The organism is Thermoflexus hugenholtzii (genome assembly GCF_018771565.1).
GTDB lineage: Bacteria > Chloroflexota > Anaerolineae > Thermoflexales > Thermoflexaceae > Thermoflexus > Thermoflexus hugenholtzii_A.
The window spans coordinates 1324544-1340993 of the sequence record NZ_CP076326.1 but is presented as its reverse complement, the minus strand read 5'-3'; the positions used below and the strand labels follow the sequence as shown (position 1 = coordinate 1340993).

Genomic DNA, 16450 nt, shown 5'->3' with positions numbered 1-16450 from the left:
GCGCCTCCTTGTGGAAAGGAGGTGGCTATGGCCCTTTTGAAGGCCGACGAGGTGGTCTTCGGCGTGCTCTCCTTTGAGGGACCGGATCCCTATGCGCAGGCAGGAGGTCTGGCGGTTCGGGTGACCCAGCTGACGGAGGCGCTCGCGCAAAGAGGGTTCACCGTGCACCTTTTCTTCATCGGCGACCCGGAGGCTCCGGGGCAGGAGGCTCGTCTGGATGGGCGGCTGATCCTCCATCGCTGGTGCCAATGGATCAGCCGGCATCACCCCCTCGGGGTTTACGATGGAGAGGAGGGCAAACGGAGGGATTTCACCGCCACAGCCCCTCTCTATCTGCTCGAGCAGGTCATCCGTCCGGCCCTGGAGGCCGGGCGTCTTCCGGTCATCCTGGCCGAGGAGTGGCACACGGCGGAGGCGGTGATCCATCTGGATGAGCTCCTCCGCGCCCGCGGCTGGCGGGAGCGCTGCGTGATCCTCTGGAACGCCAACAACACCATGTCCTTCCATCGGATCGACTGGCAGAGGTTGAGCGCCGCGGCGCAGCTGCTCACCGTCAGCCGCTATATGAAGCACCAGATGTGGAAGCTCGGGGTGAACCCCCTGGTGATCCCCAACGGCATCCCCAGCGCCCTCTTAGAGCCGGTCCCGCGCGAGCGGATCTCGGCCCTGCATCAGGCCCTGGGCGTGGATGAACGCACCGTGATGCTCTTCAAGGTCGGCCGTTTCGATCCTGCCAAGCGCTGGCTGCTGGCGGTAGAGGCCGCCGCTCGCTTGAAGGCCATGGGCTACCGGGTGGTTTTCCCTCTGCGCGGGGGGATCGAGCCCCACGGCCGGGAGGTGTTCGAACGGGCGGGGGCGCTGGGGTTGCGGACGGCCCATCTGGCGGAGCGGCCCGCCGGCTGGGAGGAGTTGCTGGAGGTGCTCCGCGCGCAGTCGCCTGCTGAGCTCTATGCCCTGGAGTTCCCGCTCCCCCAGGACTGGCTGCGCCCCTTCTATGCGGCCGCCGATGCGGTGCTGGCCATCAGCGGCCACGAGCCCTTCGGGCTGGCAGGCCTGGAGGCCATGGCGGCCGGGGGGATCGTGTTCACAGGGGCTACGGGGGAGGAATACGCGCTGGACGGTCAGGCGGCCGTTGTGCTGGATACCGATCAGCCGGAGGAGATCGTCCTCCGGTTGCTGGATCTGCGGGCGGAACCGGCCCGCGCGGAGGCCCTCCGTCGGGCCGCCCGTCAGCGAGCGGCGGATTTCACATGGCCGCGCGTCCTGGAGATCTTCCTGGAGAAGATCTGCGTCGTCGCCCGAGCCCAGGGGGCGCTTCCGTGGCCGCAGCCGGTCTTCCGACGACCGAACGGCCGGGTGCAGGATGTGGTGGTCTACACGGTGGTCCATCAGCCTCGCCGGCTGCGTCTGCCCGCCCAGCCCCTTCCGCGCGGATCCTCCGCCGCGCTCCTGGCTCAGAGGCTGTTCGATGAGGAGCTCAACGAGCGCTATTTCCGGCGCGCCGCGCAGCGCTGTTACCACCCGGCCGTCGCCCGCTTCCAGGCGTTGCTGGACGCTGGGTTCCGGCTGGCGATCGGCTTCTCCCTCACCTTCCTCGAGCAAGCCGAGCGATGGGATGAGGAGCTGCTGGACCGCTTCCGCGAGCTGGTTCGTCATCCCCACGTGGAGCTGGTGGTCGTGGAGCCACGCCACAGCATGCTCCCCCTCTGGGATCTCCCGGCCTTCATCCAGCGGATGGGATGGGCGGCCGATTACCTGGAGAAGGCCTTCGGAGTGCGCCCCCGCGTCGCAGACACCACCGAGATGCTGATGTCCCCTTCGATCTATCACGCGCTGGATGGGGCCGGTTTCGCTGCCGCCTTTCTCGACGGCCGACCCTGGGTCCTGGAGTGGCGTCAGCCGACTTATCTCTATCACCATAACGGTGGACGGATGAAGCTGCTGGCCCGTCACTATCAGCTCAGCGACGATGTGGGCTACCGGTTCTCAAACCGGAACTGGGAGGGCTAGCCGTTGCGGGCGGACCGGTATGCCGAGTGGCTGGCTCAGCATCCGGGCGACTTCGTGGTCCTGGGGTGGGACTTTGAGACGTTCGGGGAGCATCATCGGGAGGACACGGGGATCTTCGCGTTCCTCGAGGCGTTGCCCCAAGAGGTGATGCGGAGGGGGTTGAGCTTCCGCACGCCCACGGAGATCCTCGAGCGTTACGGCGCGCGGAGCTTCGAGCTCCCCTTGCCGGCCTTTCCCAGCACGTGGGCCGGAAGCGGCGGGCTGGAGTTCTTCCTGGGCAACGATGCGCAACGTGCGGTCTTCCGGCTGATGATCGAGGCCTATCACATGGCGTGCCTGACCGGAGACCCTGAGATCCGCGAGCTGGCGCTCTACCTCGCCCAATCCGATAACCTGCATATGCTTCAATGGTTCGGCCGCTCCGGGCCGGAGGCCGAGGTCTCCGCTTACTTTACCCCCTCGGAATGGTGGTCCCTCGGGCCGGAGCGCATCGTGTGGGAGGTCCAGCAGGTGTTCAAGAACTTCATCGCTGCCCTGGAGCCTCGCAGGGCTTGAGACGAAACCGACGGGGGCGTGGGGGTCTCCGCCGGTTTTTTGTAAGCGCCGCCCGATGTGCTAACTTGAGGGTTGTCCACAACCCTCATTCGGGATCGCCCGGATGGAAGCGGCGGCGCGCGTCTTGCTGGAGGCCCTGAAGCGTCTCCTGGAGGAGGGTCCCTATGAGGCCCGGCTGGTGGGCGGGGCCGTGCGGGATCGCCTCATCGGCCGGGAGCCCAACGACTTCGACGCGGTGGTGGTCGGCCCGGCGCTGTCCCTCGCCCGCGTCCTGGCGGACGCCGTGGACGGGGCCTTCTACATCCTGGACGCCCGCCGGGAGTTCGGGCGCGTGGTCTGGCGGAGCCCGCAGGGCCGCCGGTTCTACGTGGATCTGGCCCGGCGGGAGGGGGATTCCTGGGAGGAGGATCTCCGGCGCCGGGATTTCACGATCAACGCCATGATGGTCGAGATCGAGGCCTTCCTGCGCCCGGAGGGGTTCGTCCCCTTCGATCCGCTGGGCGGGCTGGAGGATCTGCGGACGGGGTGGCTGCGCCCCTGCGCCCCCGATGCCTTCCGACGCGACCCGGTGCGGACGCTGCGGGCGGTCCGCTTCGAAGCGGAGCTCGGGCTCCGGCTGACGCCGGAGGCGGAAGCGGCCCTCGTGGAAGCCGTCCCCCGGCTTTTCCTCGCCGCCGCGGAACGGATCCGCGATGAGCTGGTCAAGATCCTCCTCATCCCCCCGGCCGTCCGGAGCCTTCGCCGGATGGAAGCCCTGGGGCTCCTGGAGCGGGTCCTGCCCGAGGTGGCGAGCCTGCGGGGCCTGACGCAGAGCCCTCCCCATGTGTGGGACGCCTATGCGCACACCCTGCGGGCCGTGGCGGCGATGGAACGGCTGCTGGGGTCGTGGGCGGAGTCTCCCGAGCTGCAGGATCTGCCGCCCCGATGGGCGGAGGTGGAGGCCGCGATGGCGCCCTGGCGGGAGCGCCTGCAGTCCCGCTGGGAGGAGGAAGTGGCCGTCGGGCGCCCCCGGCGGGCGCTGTTGCTTCTTTCCGCCCTGCTTCACGACATCGGGAAGGCCGGAACCCGCACCGTCGAGCCGGACGGACGGATTCGCTTCATCGGCCACGAGGCCATCGGGGCAAGGTGGGCGGCCGATCGGCTGGAGGCGCTCCGCTTCAGCGGCGATGAGATCGAGGAGGTGGAGACCCTGGTTCGTCATCACATGCGGCCCCACGGGATGGCGCGAAGGCTCACCCCGCGGGGGATCTACCGGTTCTTCCGGGAGGTGGGGGAGCGAGGGGTGGACCTTGCGTTGCTGGCCCTGGCGGACACCCTGGCCGTGTGGGGGCCCACGCTGACGGAGGACATCTGGGGCCCTCGGCTTCGGGTGGCCCAGGCCCTCTGGCAGGCGTTCTTCGAGGCCCCGGAGCGGTTCGTCCGCGTGGTTCCCCTGATCCGGGGGGAGGATCTCCTGGCCATGGGCGTGCCGGAGGGCCCCCAGATCGGCCGCCTTCTGGAAGCCATCCGGGAGGCCCAGGCGGCCGGCGAGGTCACCACCCGGGAGGAAGCCCTGGCCCTCGCCCGCCGCCTGATCGACGAGGCCGGGGAATCGGAAGCGCGTGGATAAGGGAAACGCTCTTCAGAGAAGCGCAGGTTTTCCTTGGAAGGCACCTGCTCACCCGAACACAAAGTTCAGATCCGGTATCTCTGCGAAATGTGTATCCCGGGTAGCCAGAGTTAACCTTTCTGGTTTATCCTTTCGCAATCTTGATCAATTGCTTGACGAATTTGTTCGATCTCTTCCGTGGGGATCGCTCCGGCAAAGCGAAGCAGCTCTCGCCCCGGTGCGCCCTGAGGAGCCTCTTGAAGCATTGCTTTCACATATTCAAGGATTTGTTTCTGTTGTTGTTCTGATAATCGTTCGAGTTGTTCTATAATTTCGTAGATGATTGTCTTCCCGTTATTCATATTGTCTGCCTCCGCTTGGAGCTTGTCTTCGCCCGTGATTGCTTGCCTCATACTCACTGTGAGGCGACCGGAGCCGTCGAAGCGGTCCCTGGAGATGACTGTGCCTCTTTCGGTGGCTCGCAAGGACCAGGCCGGGCAGGTCGTTTCCTTCGACTCTGGGCGCGGTTCCTGTTCCGGCTACGCGCGGAAGCATCCGAGTCGCCCAGCAGGGCTTGCCTTATGTGGCCGCTTCCATGGCTTCCCCCAGCGCCTCCTCGAAGATGCGGAGCCCTTCCTGGATCTGTTCCGAGGTGACGATGAGGGGTGGGATCCAGCGGATGACGTTGTCGTAAGTGCCACAGGTGAGCAGGAGCAGGCCCCGGCGGAAGCAGGCGGCCTGAACTGCCTTGGCCATCCCGGTGTCCGGCTGGCCGTCCCGGGTGAACTCCACCCCCACCATCAGGCCCCGCCCGCGGACCTCCCCGATGGCGGGGAAGCGGGCGGCGAGCCGGCGCAGGCCTTCCAGCAGCTCAGCGCCCCGGGCGGCCGCGTTCTCGGGAAGCCGCTCCTCCTTCATCACCCGGATGGTGGCCGTGGCCGCCGCGCAGGAGACCGCGTTGGCCCCGAAGGTCCCCCCATGGGCTCCCGGCTTCCAGCGGGCCATGAGTTCCGCGCGCGCGGCGATGGCGGAGAGAGGCAGCCCTGAGGCGATCCCCTTCGCCATGATCAGGATGTCCGGCACGACCCCTTCATGCTCCACAGCGAAGAAGCGGCCGGTCCGCCCGAAGCCCGTCTGCACCTCGTCGGCGATCAGCAGGATGCCGTAGTGATCGCACCGCTCCCGCAGGGCGGCGAGGAACCCCTGTGGGGGCACCACGTAGCCGCCCTCGCCCAGGATGGGCTCCACCAGGATGGCCGCCGTCTCCTCCGGGGCCGTCTGGGATTTGAGGAGAAGATCCAGCTCCCGCAGACAGAAGCGCAGGGTGGTCTCCTCATCCCATCCGTAGCGATAAGGGTAGGGGTAGGGCGCGACGTAGATCCCGGCGGGCAGCGGCTGGTAGCCAGCCCGGTAGATCGTCTTGCTGGTCGTGAGGGCCATGGCCATGTGGGTCCGCCCGTGGAAGCTCCCCTGGAAGACGATGAGGTTGGGCCGGCCGGTGACGTAGCGGGCCAGCTTGACCGCTGCCTCCACCGCCTCCGCCCCGCTGTTGGCGAAGAAGAACGTGTCCAGGGGAGCGGGAACGACGGTGAGCAGCTCCTCCACCAGCTCCAGCACGGGGCGGTGGATGACGATGTTGATCTGGCCGTGGAGGAGACGAGCCGCCTGCTCCTGGATCGCCGCCACGACTTTGGGATGGCAGTGACCGGTGTTGGTCACCCCGATCCCGCTGGTGAAATCCAGATAGCGCCGTCCGTCCGCCCCGTAGAGGTAGACGCCCTCGCCGTGGCTGACCTCCAGGTCGAAGATGCGCAACCAGACGGGGGAAAGATGCGCGCGGGTCGTCATCTCCGGCCTCCTGTTCGACGGGAATCGATGGGGGACGTCCCCCTCCATTCTAACCCGGTCGGGCAGGGCTTGCCGGGCCCAGGCCTCCTCAGAACACCCGTCCGCCCAGAGGAACCTCCGCATCGGGCCGCAGGAGGACCACCTCCCCGACCTCGTCGGGGACGCCCAGGACCAGGACCTCGGAGACGAAGCCAGCGACGTTCTTCGGCGGGAAGTTGACCACGGCGATGACCAGCCGCCCCACCAGTTCCTCCGGCCGGTAGCGGGCGGCCAGGGCCGCGCTGCTGGTCCGCACCCCCAGCTCGGGCCCAAAGTCGATCCAGAGACGGATGGACGGCTTGCGGGCTCGGGGATGGGGCTCCGCGCGGACCACCCGCCCGACCCGCATGTCGACCCGAAGGAAGTCCTCATAGGTGATCGGCGCCATGCGCCAACCTCCTCGGAAAGATGGATACAATCCCATGACTTTAACACCGATGATTTTTCAGCAGGATCCGGAAGCGGGAGGGGTGTGTCCCAAAATCGTAGGACAACTGCGAGCAGTTGTCCTACAAAGCGGCCAGCTCGACAAAATTGGGACACACCCAGTGGGAGCGCTCCCGTTTCCCGGGCGAGGCGACCGCTTCCGCCTCGGGATCGGAGGGAGAGGATCCTGCGGCTGATGGATCGAGCGTCCATCGACGGAAGAACGGGGCTGGAAAAACCCGAGCGCCACGCCCGGAGAAGGGTGCATCATCAATTTTGTCCGGCTCGGCCGCATTGTAGGAGCGGCTTCAGCCGCGACCCCTGCGTCATCGAGAACCAGGAGCTCGGGGTTGCCGGAGCAGCCTTCACCGCGACCCCTGCGTCATTGAAGGCGGAGGTTCGGGGCGAAAGCCTCTCCGATGATCGGAGATCGGGTGGAGGGCAACGGCCCGCGGTTGCCCGGCCTGGACCCCAGGGCGCGATGGGAGGGGCAAGGTGGCCGCTGCCCCGCTCCCATCATTGCAGGGTCATGAGCCGTCGGACAACGGCTCGCGGTTGTCCTGCGATTTCGGGACACCTCCTCGGAGGAGGGCGGCTGGGGTGATCCGCCCTGGGTTATGCTAAAATCGGAGGAGAACCGGAACGGCGGCCCCTATCCTTCCGGAGAACCCGGCGGAGCGTGGCCCATGGATGAGTTCGAGCGGGCCTTTGAGCGCTTTGAGTCCCAGATGGAGCGGCTCCTCCAGGACATCCTGACCCGTCAGCGCTGGCTGTTGCGCCACGGGAACGCCTGGCGTCCGCCCACGGATGTTTACGAAACCGATGAGGCGGTGGTGGTGCGGGTGGAGATCGCCGGGCTGCGGCCCGAGGATGTGATGGTGGCGCTGCACGATCGCTGGCTGGTGATCAGCGGTTACCGGCACGATCCCACCCCCAAGGTCGCTTATCATCAGCTGGAGATCCATTATGGGGAGTTCCACGTGGAGATCTACCTGCCCTGGGCGCTGGACGCCGACGCGGCCCAGGCCGTGTATCGGGACGGTTTCCTCATCGTGACTCTGCCCAAGAAGCCGCCGCTGACCATCACGGTGCGGACGCCCCGGCGGCTTCCGGTCACGAAAACGGAGGCGAATCCGTGATTTCATCCTCCCGGATGGAGGTCGTGCATCCGATGATGTGGGCGCGGCCGTTGGGGTTCGAGTGGGAAGGCTATCTTCTGGGCGATGAGGGAGAGGAGATCCCACCCATGGGGGTGAGGCCGGAGCCCGAGCGGGGCGGGGAGGAGCCCACGGTGGAGATCCCGGAAGAGCTCCCCATCCTCCCCCTGCGGGGCGTGGTGGTCTACCCCCTGACGGTAGTCCCCCTGGCCATCGGGCAGCCCCGCTCCATCCGGCTGGTCGATGACGCCGTCCTGGGCAAGAAGCTGGTCGGGCTGGTGGCCAGCAAGCGGCCGGAGCTGGAGGAGCCGATGCCCGAGGACTGCTATACGGTCGGGACGCTGGCGCTCATCCAGCGCCTGCTCCGGATGCCCGACGGCACCATGCGCATCCTGGTGCTGGGGCTGGAGCGGATCCGCATCCTGGAATACACGGCCACCCAGCCTTATCTCAAGGCCCGGGTGGAGCGCCACCCCGAGACCATGACCCCTGGGCCGGAGCTGGAAGCCCTCCGGCGCAAGACCGCCGAGCTCTTCGCCCGCATGGTCGAGCTGGTCCCCGGCCTCCCGGACCAGCTGGGGGCCATGGCCATGGCGGTGGAGGATCCCCGGCAGCTGGCCTACGCGGTGGCCACGTATCTCCGGATGTCCCTCCAGGAGGCCCAGGAGATCCTGGAGCTGGACGACGTGGCCGCCAAGCTGCATCGGCTCATCGCCATCCTCACGCGGGAGATCGAGGTCCTGGAGCTGGGCCGCAAGATCCAGTCGGAGGCCCAGGCCCAGGTGGAGAAGATGCAGCGGGAGTTCTTCCTCCGCCAGCAGCTGGAGGCCATCCGCCGCGAGCTAGGCGAGGCCGACGAACACCAGATGGAGATCGAGGAGTTCCGGCGGAAGATCGAGGAGGCCGGGATGCCGCCGGAGGCCCGGCGGGAGGCCCTGCGGGAGCTGGAGCGCATGGCCAAGCTGCCCCCCGCCTCCGCCGAATACGGCGTGATCCGCACCTACCTGGACTGGATGGTCAGCCTCCCCTGGAACAAGACCACCCCCGACAACCTGGACGTAGCCCACGCCCGTAAGGTCCTGGATGAGGATCATTATGGCCTGCAGGACGTCAAGGAGCGCATCCTGGAGTATCTGGCGGTGCGCAAGCTGAAGCAGGAGCGGGCGGCGCAGCTGGAGGAGCTGGAGACGCGGGACTACATCCGTCGGGCCCGGGAGGGCGCCATCCTCTGCTTCGTGGGGCCGCCGGGCGTGGGCAAGACCTCCCTGGGCCAATCCATCGCCCGGGCGATGGGGCGCAAGTTCACCCGCATCGCCCTGGGCGGCATCCGCGACGAGGCGGAGATCCGCGGCTTCCGCCGGACCTACGTCGGGGCCATGCCCGGGCGCATCATCCAGGCGTTGCGTCGGGTGGAATCCCGCAACCCCGTCTTCATGCTGGACGAGGTGGACAAGATCGGGGCGGACTGGCGGGGCGACCCGGCCTCGGCGCTCCTGGAGGTGCTGGACCCCGAGCAGAACCGGGAGTTCCGGGATCATTACCTCGATGTGCCCTTCGATCTCTCCCAGGTGCTCTTCATCTGCACCGCCAACCAGCTGGACACGATCCCTGCGCCGCTGCGGGATCGGATGGAGATCATCTTCATCCCCGGCTACACGGAGACGGAGAAGTTCCATATCGCCATGGGCTACCTGATCCCGCGGCAATTGCGGGAGAACGGCCTCCTGCCCGGGGAGATCACCTTCACCGAGGCGGCGGTGCGCCGCATCATCCGGGAATACACCCGCGAGGCGGGGGTCCGGAACCTGGAACGGGCCATCGGGCGGGTGTGCCGCAAGGTGGCCACCCGCATCGCTGAGGGGGCCACGGAGGCGGCGATGGTGGACGCCGAGGACGTCCCCCGCTACCTGGGCAAGCCGATGTTCACGGAGGAGGAGATCACGCACCGGGTGGAGGTCCCCGGGGTGGCCATCGGGCTGGCGTGGACGCCGACGGGAGGCGATGTGCTGTTCATCGAAGCCACCCGGATGCCGGGGAGCAAGGGGTTCGTCCTCACCGGCTCCCTGGGGGAGGTGATGCGGGAGTCGGCCCAGGCGGCCTTGAGCTATGTGCGGGCCCACGCGAAGGACTACGGGATCCCGGAGCGCTTCTTCGATCAGAGCGACATCCACATCCACGTGCCCGCGGGGGCGGTGCCCAAGGATGGTCCCTCGGCGGGCATCACCATCGTCACGGCCCTGGTCTCCTTGCTCACCGACCGGCCGGTCCGGCCGGACGTGGGGATGACGGGGGAGATCACCCTGCGGGGGAAGGTGTTGCCCGTGGGGGGCATCAAGGAGAAGGCCCTGGCGGCCCACCGGGTGGGCCTGCGCACCGTGATCCTCCCGAAGCGGAACGAGAAGGACCTGGAGGACATCCCGGAGGACGTGCGACAGGCCCTGCAGTTCGTGCTGGTGGAGACCATCGACGAGGCCCTGCAGGTGGCGTTGCAGGATCGCCGGGAGGGCGCCCGGGCGGTCTCCAAAGACGGCACCCGGCGCTCCCGGGCGCCGGCGAAGGCCCGGAGCGGCCGGGCCTCACGCTGAGCGGGAAAGCGGCGGGCGGGATGCCGATGGCCACGGTGCTGATCATCGAGGACGATCCGCAGATGGCCCGCATGCTGGGCGCCCTGGTGGAGTTCGAGGGCTACCGCGCGGTGCTGTGCCCGGCCCCCGAGCGGGCGCTGGATTGCGTTCGGGAGACGAGACCCGATGTAGTGGTGATGGATTTCCATCTGGGGAGGACACGGGCCCCGGGCCTCCTCCAGGCCCTGCGGGCCGACCCGGAGCTCCGCACGGCCCGGGTGATCATCGTCTCGGGGGACGACCAGGAGGCGGCCGCCCGCGCCGCCGGCGCCGATCGCTTCCTGCTCAAGCCCTTCGCGATCGAAGAGCTGCTGGAAGCGATCCGGGAGCTGCTCCCGAGCCGATAATGAGCATATCTGTTTACAGCGCGGATCTCCGCCCTGATCGACAAGGGGGCCGGGATGAAAACCAGAATTCCCTTGATCCTTGCAGGCCTGGGCTTCCTATACGGGGTTATCCTTCTTAAATTCGGGGATCTTCCCGCGTATGCACGACCGTTGGCTCAGAGTCCCTATGATCCGGAGCCGGGCAACAACTGGATTACTGGATGGGTTCATATTGATGTGGGAGGCCCCTCCAGTCCAGCGATCTATACAGGTCTCACTCTAACCCCTTCCGATCGCGATTACTTTAAAATCGTTTATTCGGGCGGAGATGTCTATTCCGTTACTGTTTCCGGTCCGGATGGGTCTCCGTTGAGGATCAGTGTTTCTCTGAGAGATTTTAATGACACCCAGCTACTTGTTTGCGAGGAATCTGGGATTCGGAATTTGCCATGCTTGGATGTCGGTTCGCGGGTTCATCTTCGGTGGTTTCAAACTTCCAGCACTGTTGTATATCTTCGTGTAGAGAACACATCTTTGGTCACAGATGCCTACACTTTGACCGTGCAGACGATTGGAGCTGCTACGCCGACACCGACATTAACTCCTACTCCTACCCCTACTCCTACTCCTTTGCCCACGGCGACTCCGGCGGGGACTCCCGATGCGTTCGAGCCGAACTACGATTTCGACCGTGCCGCGCTGATCGGCCTGGGCGCCAAATATACCGGCCTGAACTTCGTGCCGGTGGTCCCCGGGACTGAGGACAACGATTTCTTCAAGCTCTGGGTGAAGCCGGGGATGGTGGTGACCTGCGAGACGCTGGACCTCACCCCGGGGACGGACACGAACATGATCATCTACGACGCGAACCGGAACGGGATCGCGGGCAACGATGATGTGGATCCGCGGGCCGGGGAGCTCCGCAGCCGGGTGACGGTCGGGGTGACCTGGGAGGGCTGGATGTATGTGCTGGTCGGACAGGGGGGGCGGGGGATTGTCTACGGCTCCGGTTACAGCCTGCAGTGCAACGTGGGCCTGCCGCCGACGCCCACCCCTACTCCCACCCGCACCCCGCGGCCGATCACCGAGGTCCCGCCGCCGCCCACCGCCACGCCGTTCCCCACCCTCCCTCCCACCCCGCCGGCGACCCCGACGCCGCTCCGTCTGCAGGTGCAGCCCCTCGCGGCCACACCCACCCCCGCCGGACGCCGCATCGAGGTGACGGTGCGGATCTATTACGATGCCAACGGGAACGGCGCCCCCGATGCGGGGGAGGGGGTGATCGGGATGCCCGTGGGTCTGATCGCCCTCCGCGGTGGGCGCTGGATCGCGCAGGCGGCCACAGATGAGGAAGGTCAGGCCTCCCTCGTGGGCTTCGCCGAGGGGACGGTCCGGCTGGTCGTGCCCTATCTGGGGATCGTGCGGCCGGTCGAGAGCGGCGAGACCGTCCTCATCCGCCTGAACCCGGTTCCCCTGCCGGACCGGCTGCCCTGAAGGGCGGGACCCCTCATTCGGGAGGCGGGGATGGATCTCCAGGAGCCGTTGGGGCAACCGAAGGGAAAGATCGATCTGGAACGGGTTTTCGAACGGATCCGCCGGCGCTGGGAGGAGATCCCTCCGTCCCTCCGTCCGCTGGTGGGGATCAGCGTGGGGATCGGAGGGCTGGGTCTGGTCCTGTTCCTCGCCGGCCTGATCCTCCTGCTCCGCGGCCCGTCCTCGACGGCCCCGGCCCGGCCTCCGGCGACGGCTGGGCCGCCGGGAGGCCCGGTGCCCGTTCGCATCCGGGTGAAGGAGGCCGCTTTCTCGGTCCGCCCGCTCCCGATTCAGGGTGGGCGCTGGCCGGTGCCGGCCGGAGGAGGGGATGTGGCCTACTGGATGGAAGGCACCATGGTGAATCAGGTGTTCGGGCTGCCGGGCCGCCCGGAGACCCGACGTCTGGTGGAGGATTTGCAAGAGGGAGATCCCATCGAGGTGGAGATGAGCGCCGGACCGGTCCTGCGGTTCGAGGTGGTCGGGAAGCAACCGGTGCAGCCGACCGATGTGGACATCCTGGCTCAGCATCGTCCCGGGCTGACGCTCCTGCTCACCGGCGGGGAGCCTCGCTGGGCGGTGATCGCCGCGCCGCTGGCCCAACCCCCCGCCTTCGGGGAGGCCGCCGGGCGCGTGCCCATCGGCGTGCCGGTTCAGGTCGGCCCGGTTCGTCTGACGGTCTCCGGCGTGGAGGCGCGGGCGGAAGGGCCGGACATCCCGGCGGAGTCGGTGGGGGTCCTGGTGCGCTTTGAGCTGGACCATTCAGGAGAGACGCCGCTCTCCCTGGAGGGAGCGGAGATCCTTCTGATCGATGCCTCCGGCCGGCGCTATCAGCCGGTTCCCCTGGGGGAGGTTCCCCGGCCCGCCGGGCAGGTCCGGCCCGGGGGCACTTTCAGCGGCGTGGCGGCGTTCCTCCTCCCCCGGGATCGGGCGACGGGGATCCTGACCTGGCGGTTCAATCCGATCCCCGGACGTCTGATGCCGGTGGAGGTCGAATTCGAGCTCCCGCGTCCCACCCCGACGCCGCCCCCGGAGGCCCGGTTGCAGATCCAGATCCAGAGCGCCCAATGGTCCGCGGAGGAGGGGACGCTGGTGATCCGGGGCGGGGTGGGGAACACCGGGGATCAGCCGGTGGCCGTGGCCCCGGAGGAGGTGGAGCTGGTGGGGACGGAGGGTCAACCCATCCCCCTTCTGGACGCCTCCCCGGCGTTGCCGTGGACGATCCCGGCGGGTCGGACCCTGGGGTTCGAGCTGCGCTTCGCGCTGGCGAATCGAGAGGCCGTGATGTTGCGGATCGGCGCCGCTCGCTTCCAGATCCGGTAGCGGTTGGTCGTTCGGAGGGCTGGTGTGGTGGAAGATCCCCCTCTGGTCCAGAAAGGAGGGAGGCCATGGCGATCTATATCATGCTCAGCACGTTGACGGGCGATGGGGCGGAGACGATCCGGGAGCGCCCCGAGCGGATCCTGGAGGTCAACCGCGAGGTGGAGGCGATGGGGGTGAAGGTCCTGGCCCAGTATGCGGTGCTGGGGCCGTATGATTTCGTGAACATCGTGGAAGCCCCTGACAACGAGACGGTGGCCCGCGTCTCGGTAGAGCTGGCCGCGCGGGGCAGCGTGAAGATCATGACGTTGCCGGCCATCCCCATCGAGGAGTTCATCCGGCGGGTGAAGGGCTAAGGCCGCCGGCTGAACACCCTGGAGTCCTGTCGGAGGCATGTCACCGGACGGCCTGCAGCCTGTGGACAGAGCCTGAGAGGGAGCCGAATCGCAAGCGGCTCAGCAGAAAGCTCGTATGCGCGGGAAGCGTCCGCTCTTTCCCAACGGCCTTTCGGGAACGTGGTGGACAGGGGCGGAGCGGCGCGCCGGAGTCCGTTACTTCCGCTCGAGCGGGGACGGGCAAGCGTATTGTGGTCGCCCATCCCAGAGTCCTCATTCCCCAGGTAGAAAGGATAGACGGCTCTGCCCAACCCAATCGGGGCATACTCCATGGTTTGACCTGACTTGCCTGACACCTCCAGGCTGAATATCATGGTGAGCAAAGGGATCTGTTCACAGTTTGTTCCTAGCGATCGATTAATATGGCTGCGATGAGAGCGAAGGTTGATGAGCAGGTTTGATGAGTTTAGATAAGGCACACAAAGGTGATCTACGGAGGGGCTTTCGGGTGTTTTATCACCTCTGTGAATCGGGAGGGGAGCTCGAATGCGGCGGACGGCCTGGATTTTGACGGGGGCGGCGCTGGTGGTCGGGCTGGTGACGGTGGGGATCGGCTTTGGGATCGTGCAGCAGGCCGCGCAGGTGACGGGGGAGCAGCTGGAGGTGCTGGTGGCCCAGAAGGAAGTCCCTCAGTTCACCGTCCTCCGTCGGGACAACATCGGGGAATACTTCCGGCGCACCCGGCTCCCGGTTTACTACTTCAACCGGCTCCAGGGGCTGGTGAAGGCGGATGAGGATCTGGACGGATGGGTGGTGATGGTCCCGATCCCGAAGGATTCCGTCCTCGCCTGGAGCATGCTGGATCGCAATCTGGGGCTGGAGCCGGGGCGGCGGGCGGTGGCCATCAGCGTGAACTCGGAGACCGGCCTCTCCGGCCTGATCCGCCCGGGCAACCGGGTGGATGTTCTGGTCTCCATGGAAGGAGGGGCCGACGGCGGAGGGCAGACGGTGGTGATGCTCCAGAACATCCGGGTACTGGCGGTGAGCAACCTGCTCCCGCGGGAGGGAGAGCTGACCGGCGCCACCATCGGCCGGCTTCTCCCCAGCGGCCAGCTGGCCCCGGACATGGTGATCATCCTGGATCTCAGCCTTGAGGAGGCGGCCCGGCTCACTTACATGCGCAACTTCGCCAAGGAGATCCGGTTCGTCCTGCGTCGGTTCGGGGACGAGAAGGAGGAGCCGCCCATCCTGATTGACCGGAGCCGGGCCATCGGACCATAGGCGGACAGACCCGAGCGAGAGATCTCCCAGGGGGAGGGGCCCTGATGGAGCCGCGAACGGATCTGATCCCGGTTGTTCTGATCACCAGCGACCCGGACTGGGAAAAGGGGATCCGGGAGTACCTGACAAACAGCGGAAGGGTCCATCTGGTTCGCACGTTCCAGAACCCCGATCAGGCCCTTCAGCTGCTGCCCCATGTCCGTCCCGCTCCGGAGATCGTCCTGATCACCGAGAACGCGGGAGGGGTTCCGGAGCTGAGCACGTGCCGGCAGATCTCCCAGCTGATGCCCCATGTGGCCGTGATCCTCATCGTCAGCGAAGCCCTCTTCGATGATCCGCGCTATCTTCGCAGCGCCATGGCCTCGGGGGCCGATGATGTCCTCCGGATGACCCGGCCCATGCGCTTTCAGGGCTGGATCGAATCGATGGAGCGGGTTCGGGATCTGCTGCGAGCCCGCGTGTCGGCGGCCCGGCGGGAGACCGGCCAGGTGGTCGGGGTTTTCAGCTTGAAAGGGGGAGTCGGCAAGACCACCCTAGCCCTGGGCCTGGCGGACCGCCTGGCGACCACCCCGGAGCCCGCGCGCGTGGTTTACGTGGACCTCAACTGGCACGCCGGGATGACCGAAACCCTGACCGGCCACCCGACCTCCCGGTCCTGGCTGGAGAGCCTGGACTTTCAGCACTGGTCTCCCGCCATCGTGGACGCGTTGATCACCCGCGCCCGGGAATCGCTTTCCTTCGACATCCTCGCCGCTCCCCGGGAGGAGGATCATCAGGGCATGCTGCGGGATCTCTTCCTGCTCAGCCGGCTGCCTCCGGAGGATGCCCCGGATTTGGAGCGGCTGGCCCGCGCGCTCTCGGATGGACGGCCGCTGGAGGATGAGATCCTGCTGGACGTGAATCGGCGCTGCATCCAGCACGTGCGGGTGGAGCACGCCCTGGCCACCGCCCTCCACCATCTCCTCATCAACCTGCGCACGTATTACCGATATGTGGTCCTGGATCTCCCGCCGGCGGCGGACTTCCTGACCCTGCTGGCCCTCCAGCGGGCCGATCGGATCGTCCTGGTGCTTACGCCGGACCTGGCGGCCTTGCGCGCGACCCATCTGGCCATCGATCTGCTTCACCGTCACCACGTGCCGGGGGAGATCGGGGTGGTGCTGAATCGGGCCGTGCGGCGCAGCGAGATCCGACCGGATACGATCCAGCGCCTGTTGAAGGGGGTCAGCTGGGTGGCCGGGATCCCGGAGGATCCGTGGATGGCCAACGACCGCGCGCCATCGGATGTCCTGCGGCGCCCCGGGCTGCTGGAGGCCATCCGCCGGGTGGCCAATCAGATGTTCCCGCTGGAAGGAGGGGGGGCGCAGGGGCGCCCTGCCAGCTCCGCGAAGTCTCGCCAGGGTTGAGGGAT

Annotated in this window: 12 protein-coding genes and 1 pseudogene; 10 read left to right on the top strand and 3 right to left on the bottom strand. The window is 67.1% G+C overall.

Going from position 1 to position 16450, the window contains the following annotated elements:
* Positions 1-27 precede the first annotated feature (27 nt).
* Together KNN16_RS06085 and KNN16_RS06080 are read left to right on the top strand one after the other, a co-directional pair.
* Positions 28-2565, top strand: a pseudogene (locus tag KNN16_RS06085) (glycosyltransferase).
* A gap of 103 nt (positions 2566-2668) precedes the next feature.
* Positions 2669-4174: a CCA tRNA nucleotidyltransferase gene (locus KNN16_RS06080; RefSeq protein WP_303899999.1), complete on the top strand. Its 1506-nt coding sequence runs from the start codon at positions 2669-2671 to the stop codon at positions 4172-4174.
* 110 nt (positions 4175-4284) lie between these two features.
* On the opposite strand, the gene KNN16_RS06075 is transcribed toward KNN16_RS06080, so the two are convergent.
* The 3 genes from KNN16_RS06075 to KNN16_RS06065 form a co-directional block, all read right to left on the bottom strand.
* Positions 4285-4515 (bottom strand): hypothetical protein, encoded by a 231-nt coding sequence (locus tag KNN16_RS06075; RefSeq protein ID WP_303899996.1) that lies wholly within the window; start codon positions 4513-4515, stop codon positions 4285-4287.
* Between the two features lie 217 nt (positions 4516-4732).
* Positions 4733-6001, bottom strand: a complete 1269-nt coding sequence (locus tag KNN16_RS06070) for an aspartate aminotransferase family protein (RefSeq protein ID WP_303899993.1) — start codon at positions 5999-6001, stop codon at positions 4733-4735.
* Between the two features lie 88 nt (positions 6002-6089).
* Complete coding sequence (locus tag KNN16_RS06065; protein WP_303899990.1) at positions 6090-6428, bottom strand: tRNA-binding protein; 339 nt, start codon at positions 6426-6428, stop codon at positions 6090-6092.
* A 724-nt stretch (positions 6429-7152) separates the two neighbouring features.
* Here KNN16_RS06065 and KNN16_RS06060 point away from each other — a divergent pair.
* From KNN16_RS06060 to KNN16_RS06025, 8 genes are all read left to right on the top strand, one after another.
* Entirely contained in the window at positions 7153-7605 is a 453-nt protein-coding gene (locus tag KNN16_RS06060) for an Hsp20/alpha crystallin family protein (protein ID WP_088570224.1), read from the top strand.
* 107 nt (positions 7606-7712) lie between these two features.
* Entirely contained in the window at positions 7713-10208 is a 2496-nt protein-coding gene (gene lon / locus KNN16_RS06055) for an endopeptidase La (RefSeq protein WP_369685884.1), read from the top strand.
* A 26-nt stretch (positions 10209-10234) separates the two neighbouring features.
* Positions 10235-10594 (top strand): response regulator, encoded by a 360-nt coding sequence (locus KNN16_RS06050; protein WP_303899985.1) that lies wholly within the window; start codon positions 10235-10237, stop codon positions 10592-10594.
* 534 nt (positions 10595-11128) lie between these two features.
* Positions 11129-12067 (top strand): hypothetical protein, encoded by a 939-nt coding sequence (locus KNN16_RS06045; RefSeq protein ID WP_303899982.1) that lies wholly within the window; start codon positions 11129-11131, stop codon positions 12065-12067.
* Between the two features lie 30 nt (positions 12068-12097).
* The gene (locus tag KNN16_RS06040) at positions 12098-13426 is read left to right on the top strand and encodes a hypothetical protein (protein WP_303899979.1); all 1329 of its coding nucleotides are present in this window, start codon (positions 12098-12100) and stop codon (positions 13424-13426) included.
* A 65-nt stretch (positions 13427-13491) separates the two neighbouring features.
* A complete protein-coding gene (locus KNN16_RS06035) occupies positions 13492-13779 on the top strand; it encodes a GYD domain-containing protein (protein ID WP_303899977.1) in 288 nt (95 codons plus the stop codon).
* A gap of 525 nt (positions 13780-14304) precedes the next feature.
* Positions 14305-15039 carry a Flp pilus assembly protein CpaB gene (cpaB, locus tag KNN16_RS06030; protein WP_303899974.1) on the top strand — a complete coding sequence of 245 codons (735 nt, stop codon included), beginning with the start codon at positions 14305-14307 and terminating at the stop codon, positions 15037-15039.
* A gap of 44 nt (positions 15040-15083) precedes the next feature.
* Positions 15084-16445, top strand: a complete 1362-nt coding sequence (locus tag KNN16_RS06025) for a hypothetical protein (RefSeq protein WP_303899972.1) — start codon at positions 15084-15086, stop codon at positions 16443-16445.
* Positions 16446-16450 lie beyond the last annotated feature (5 nt).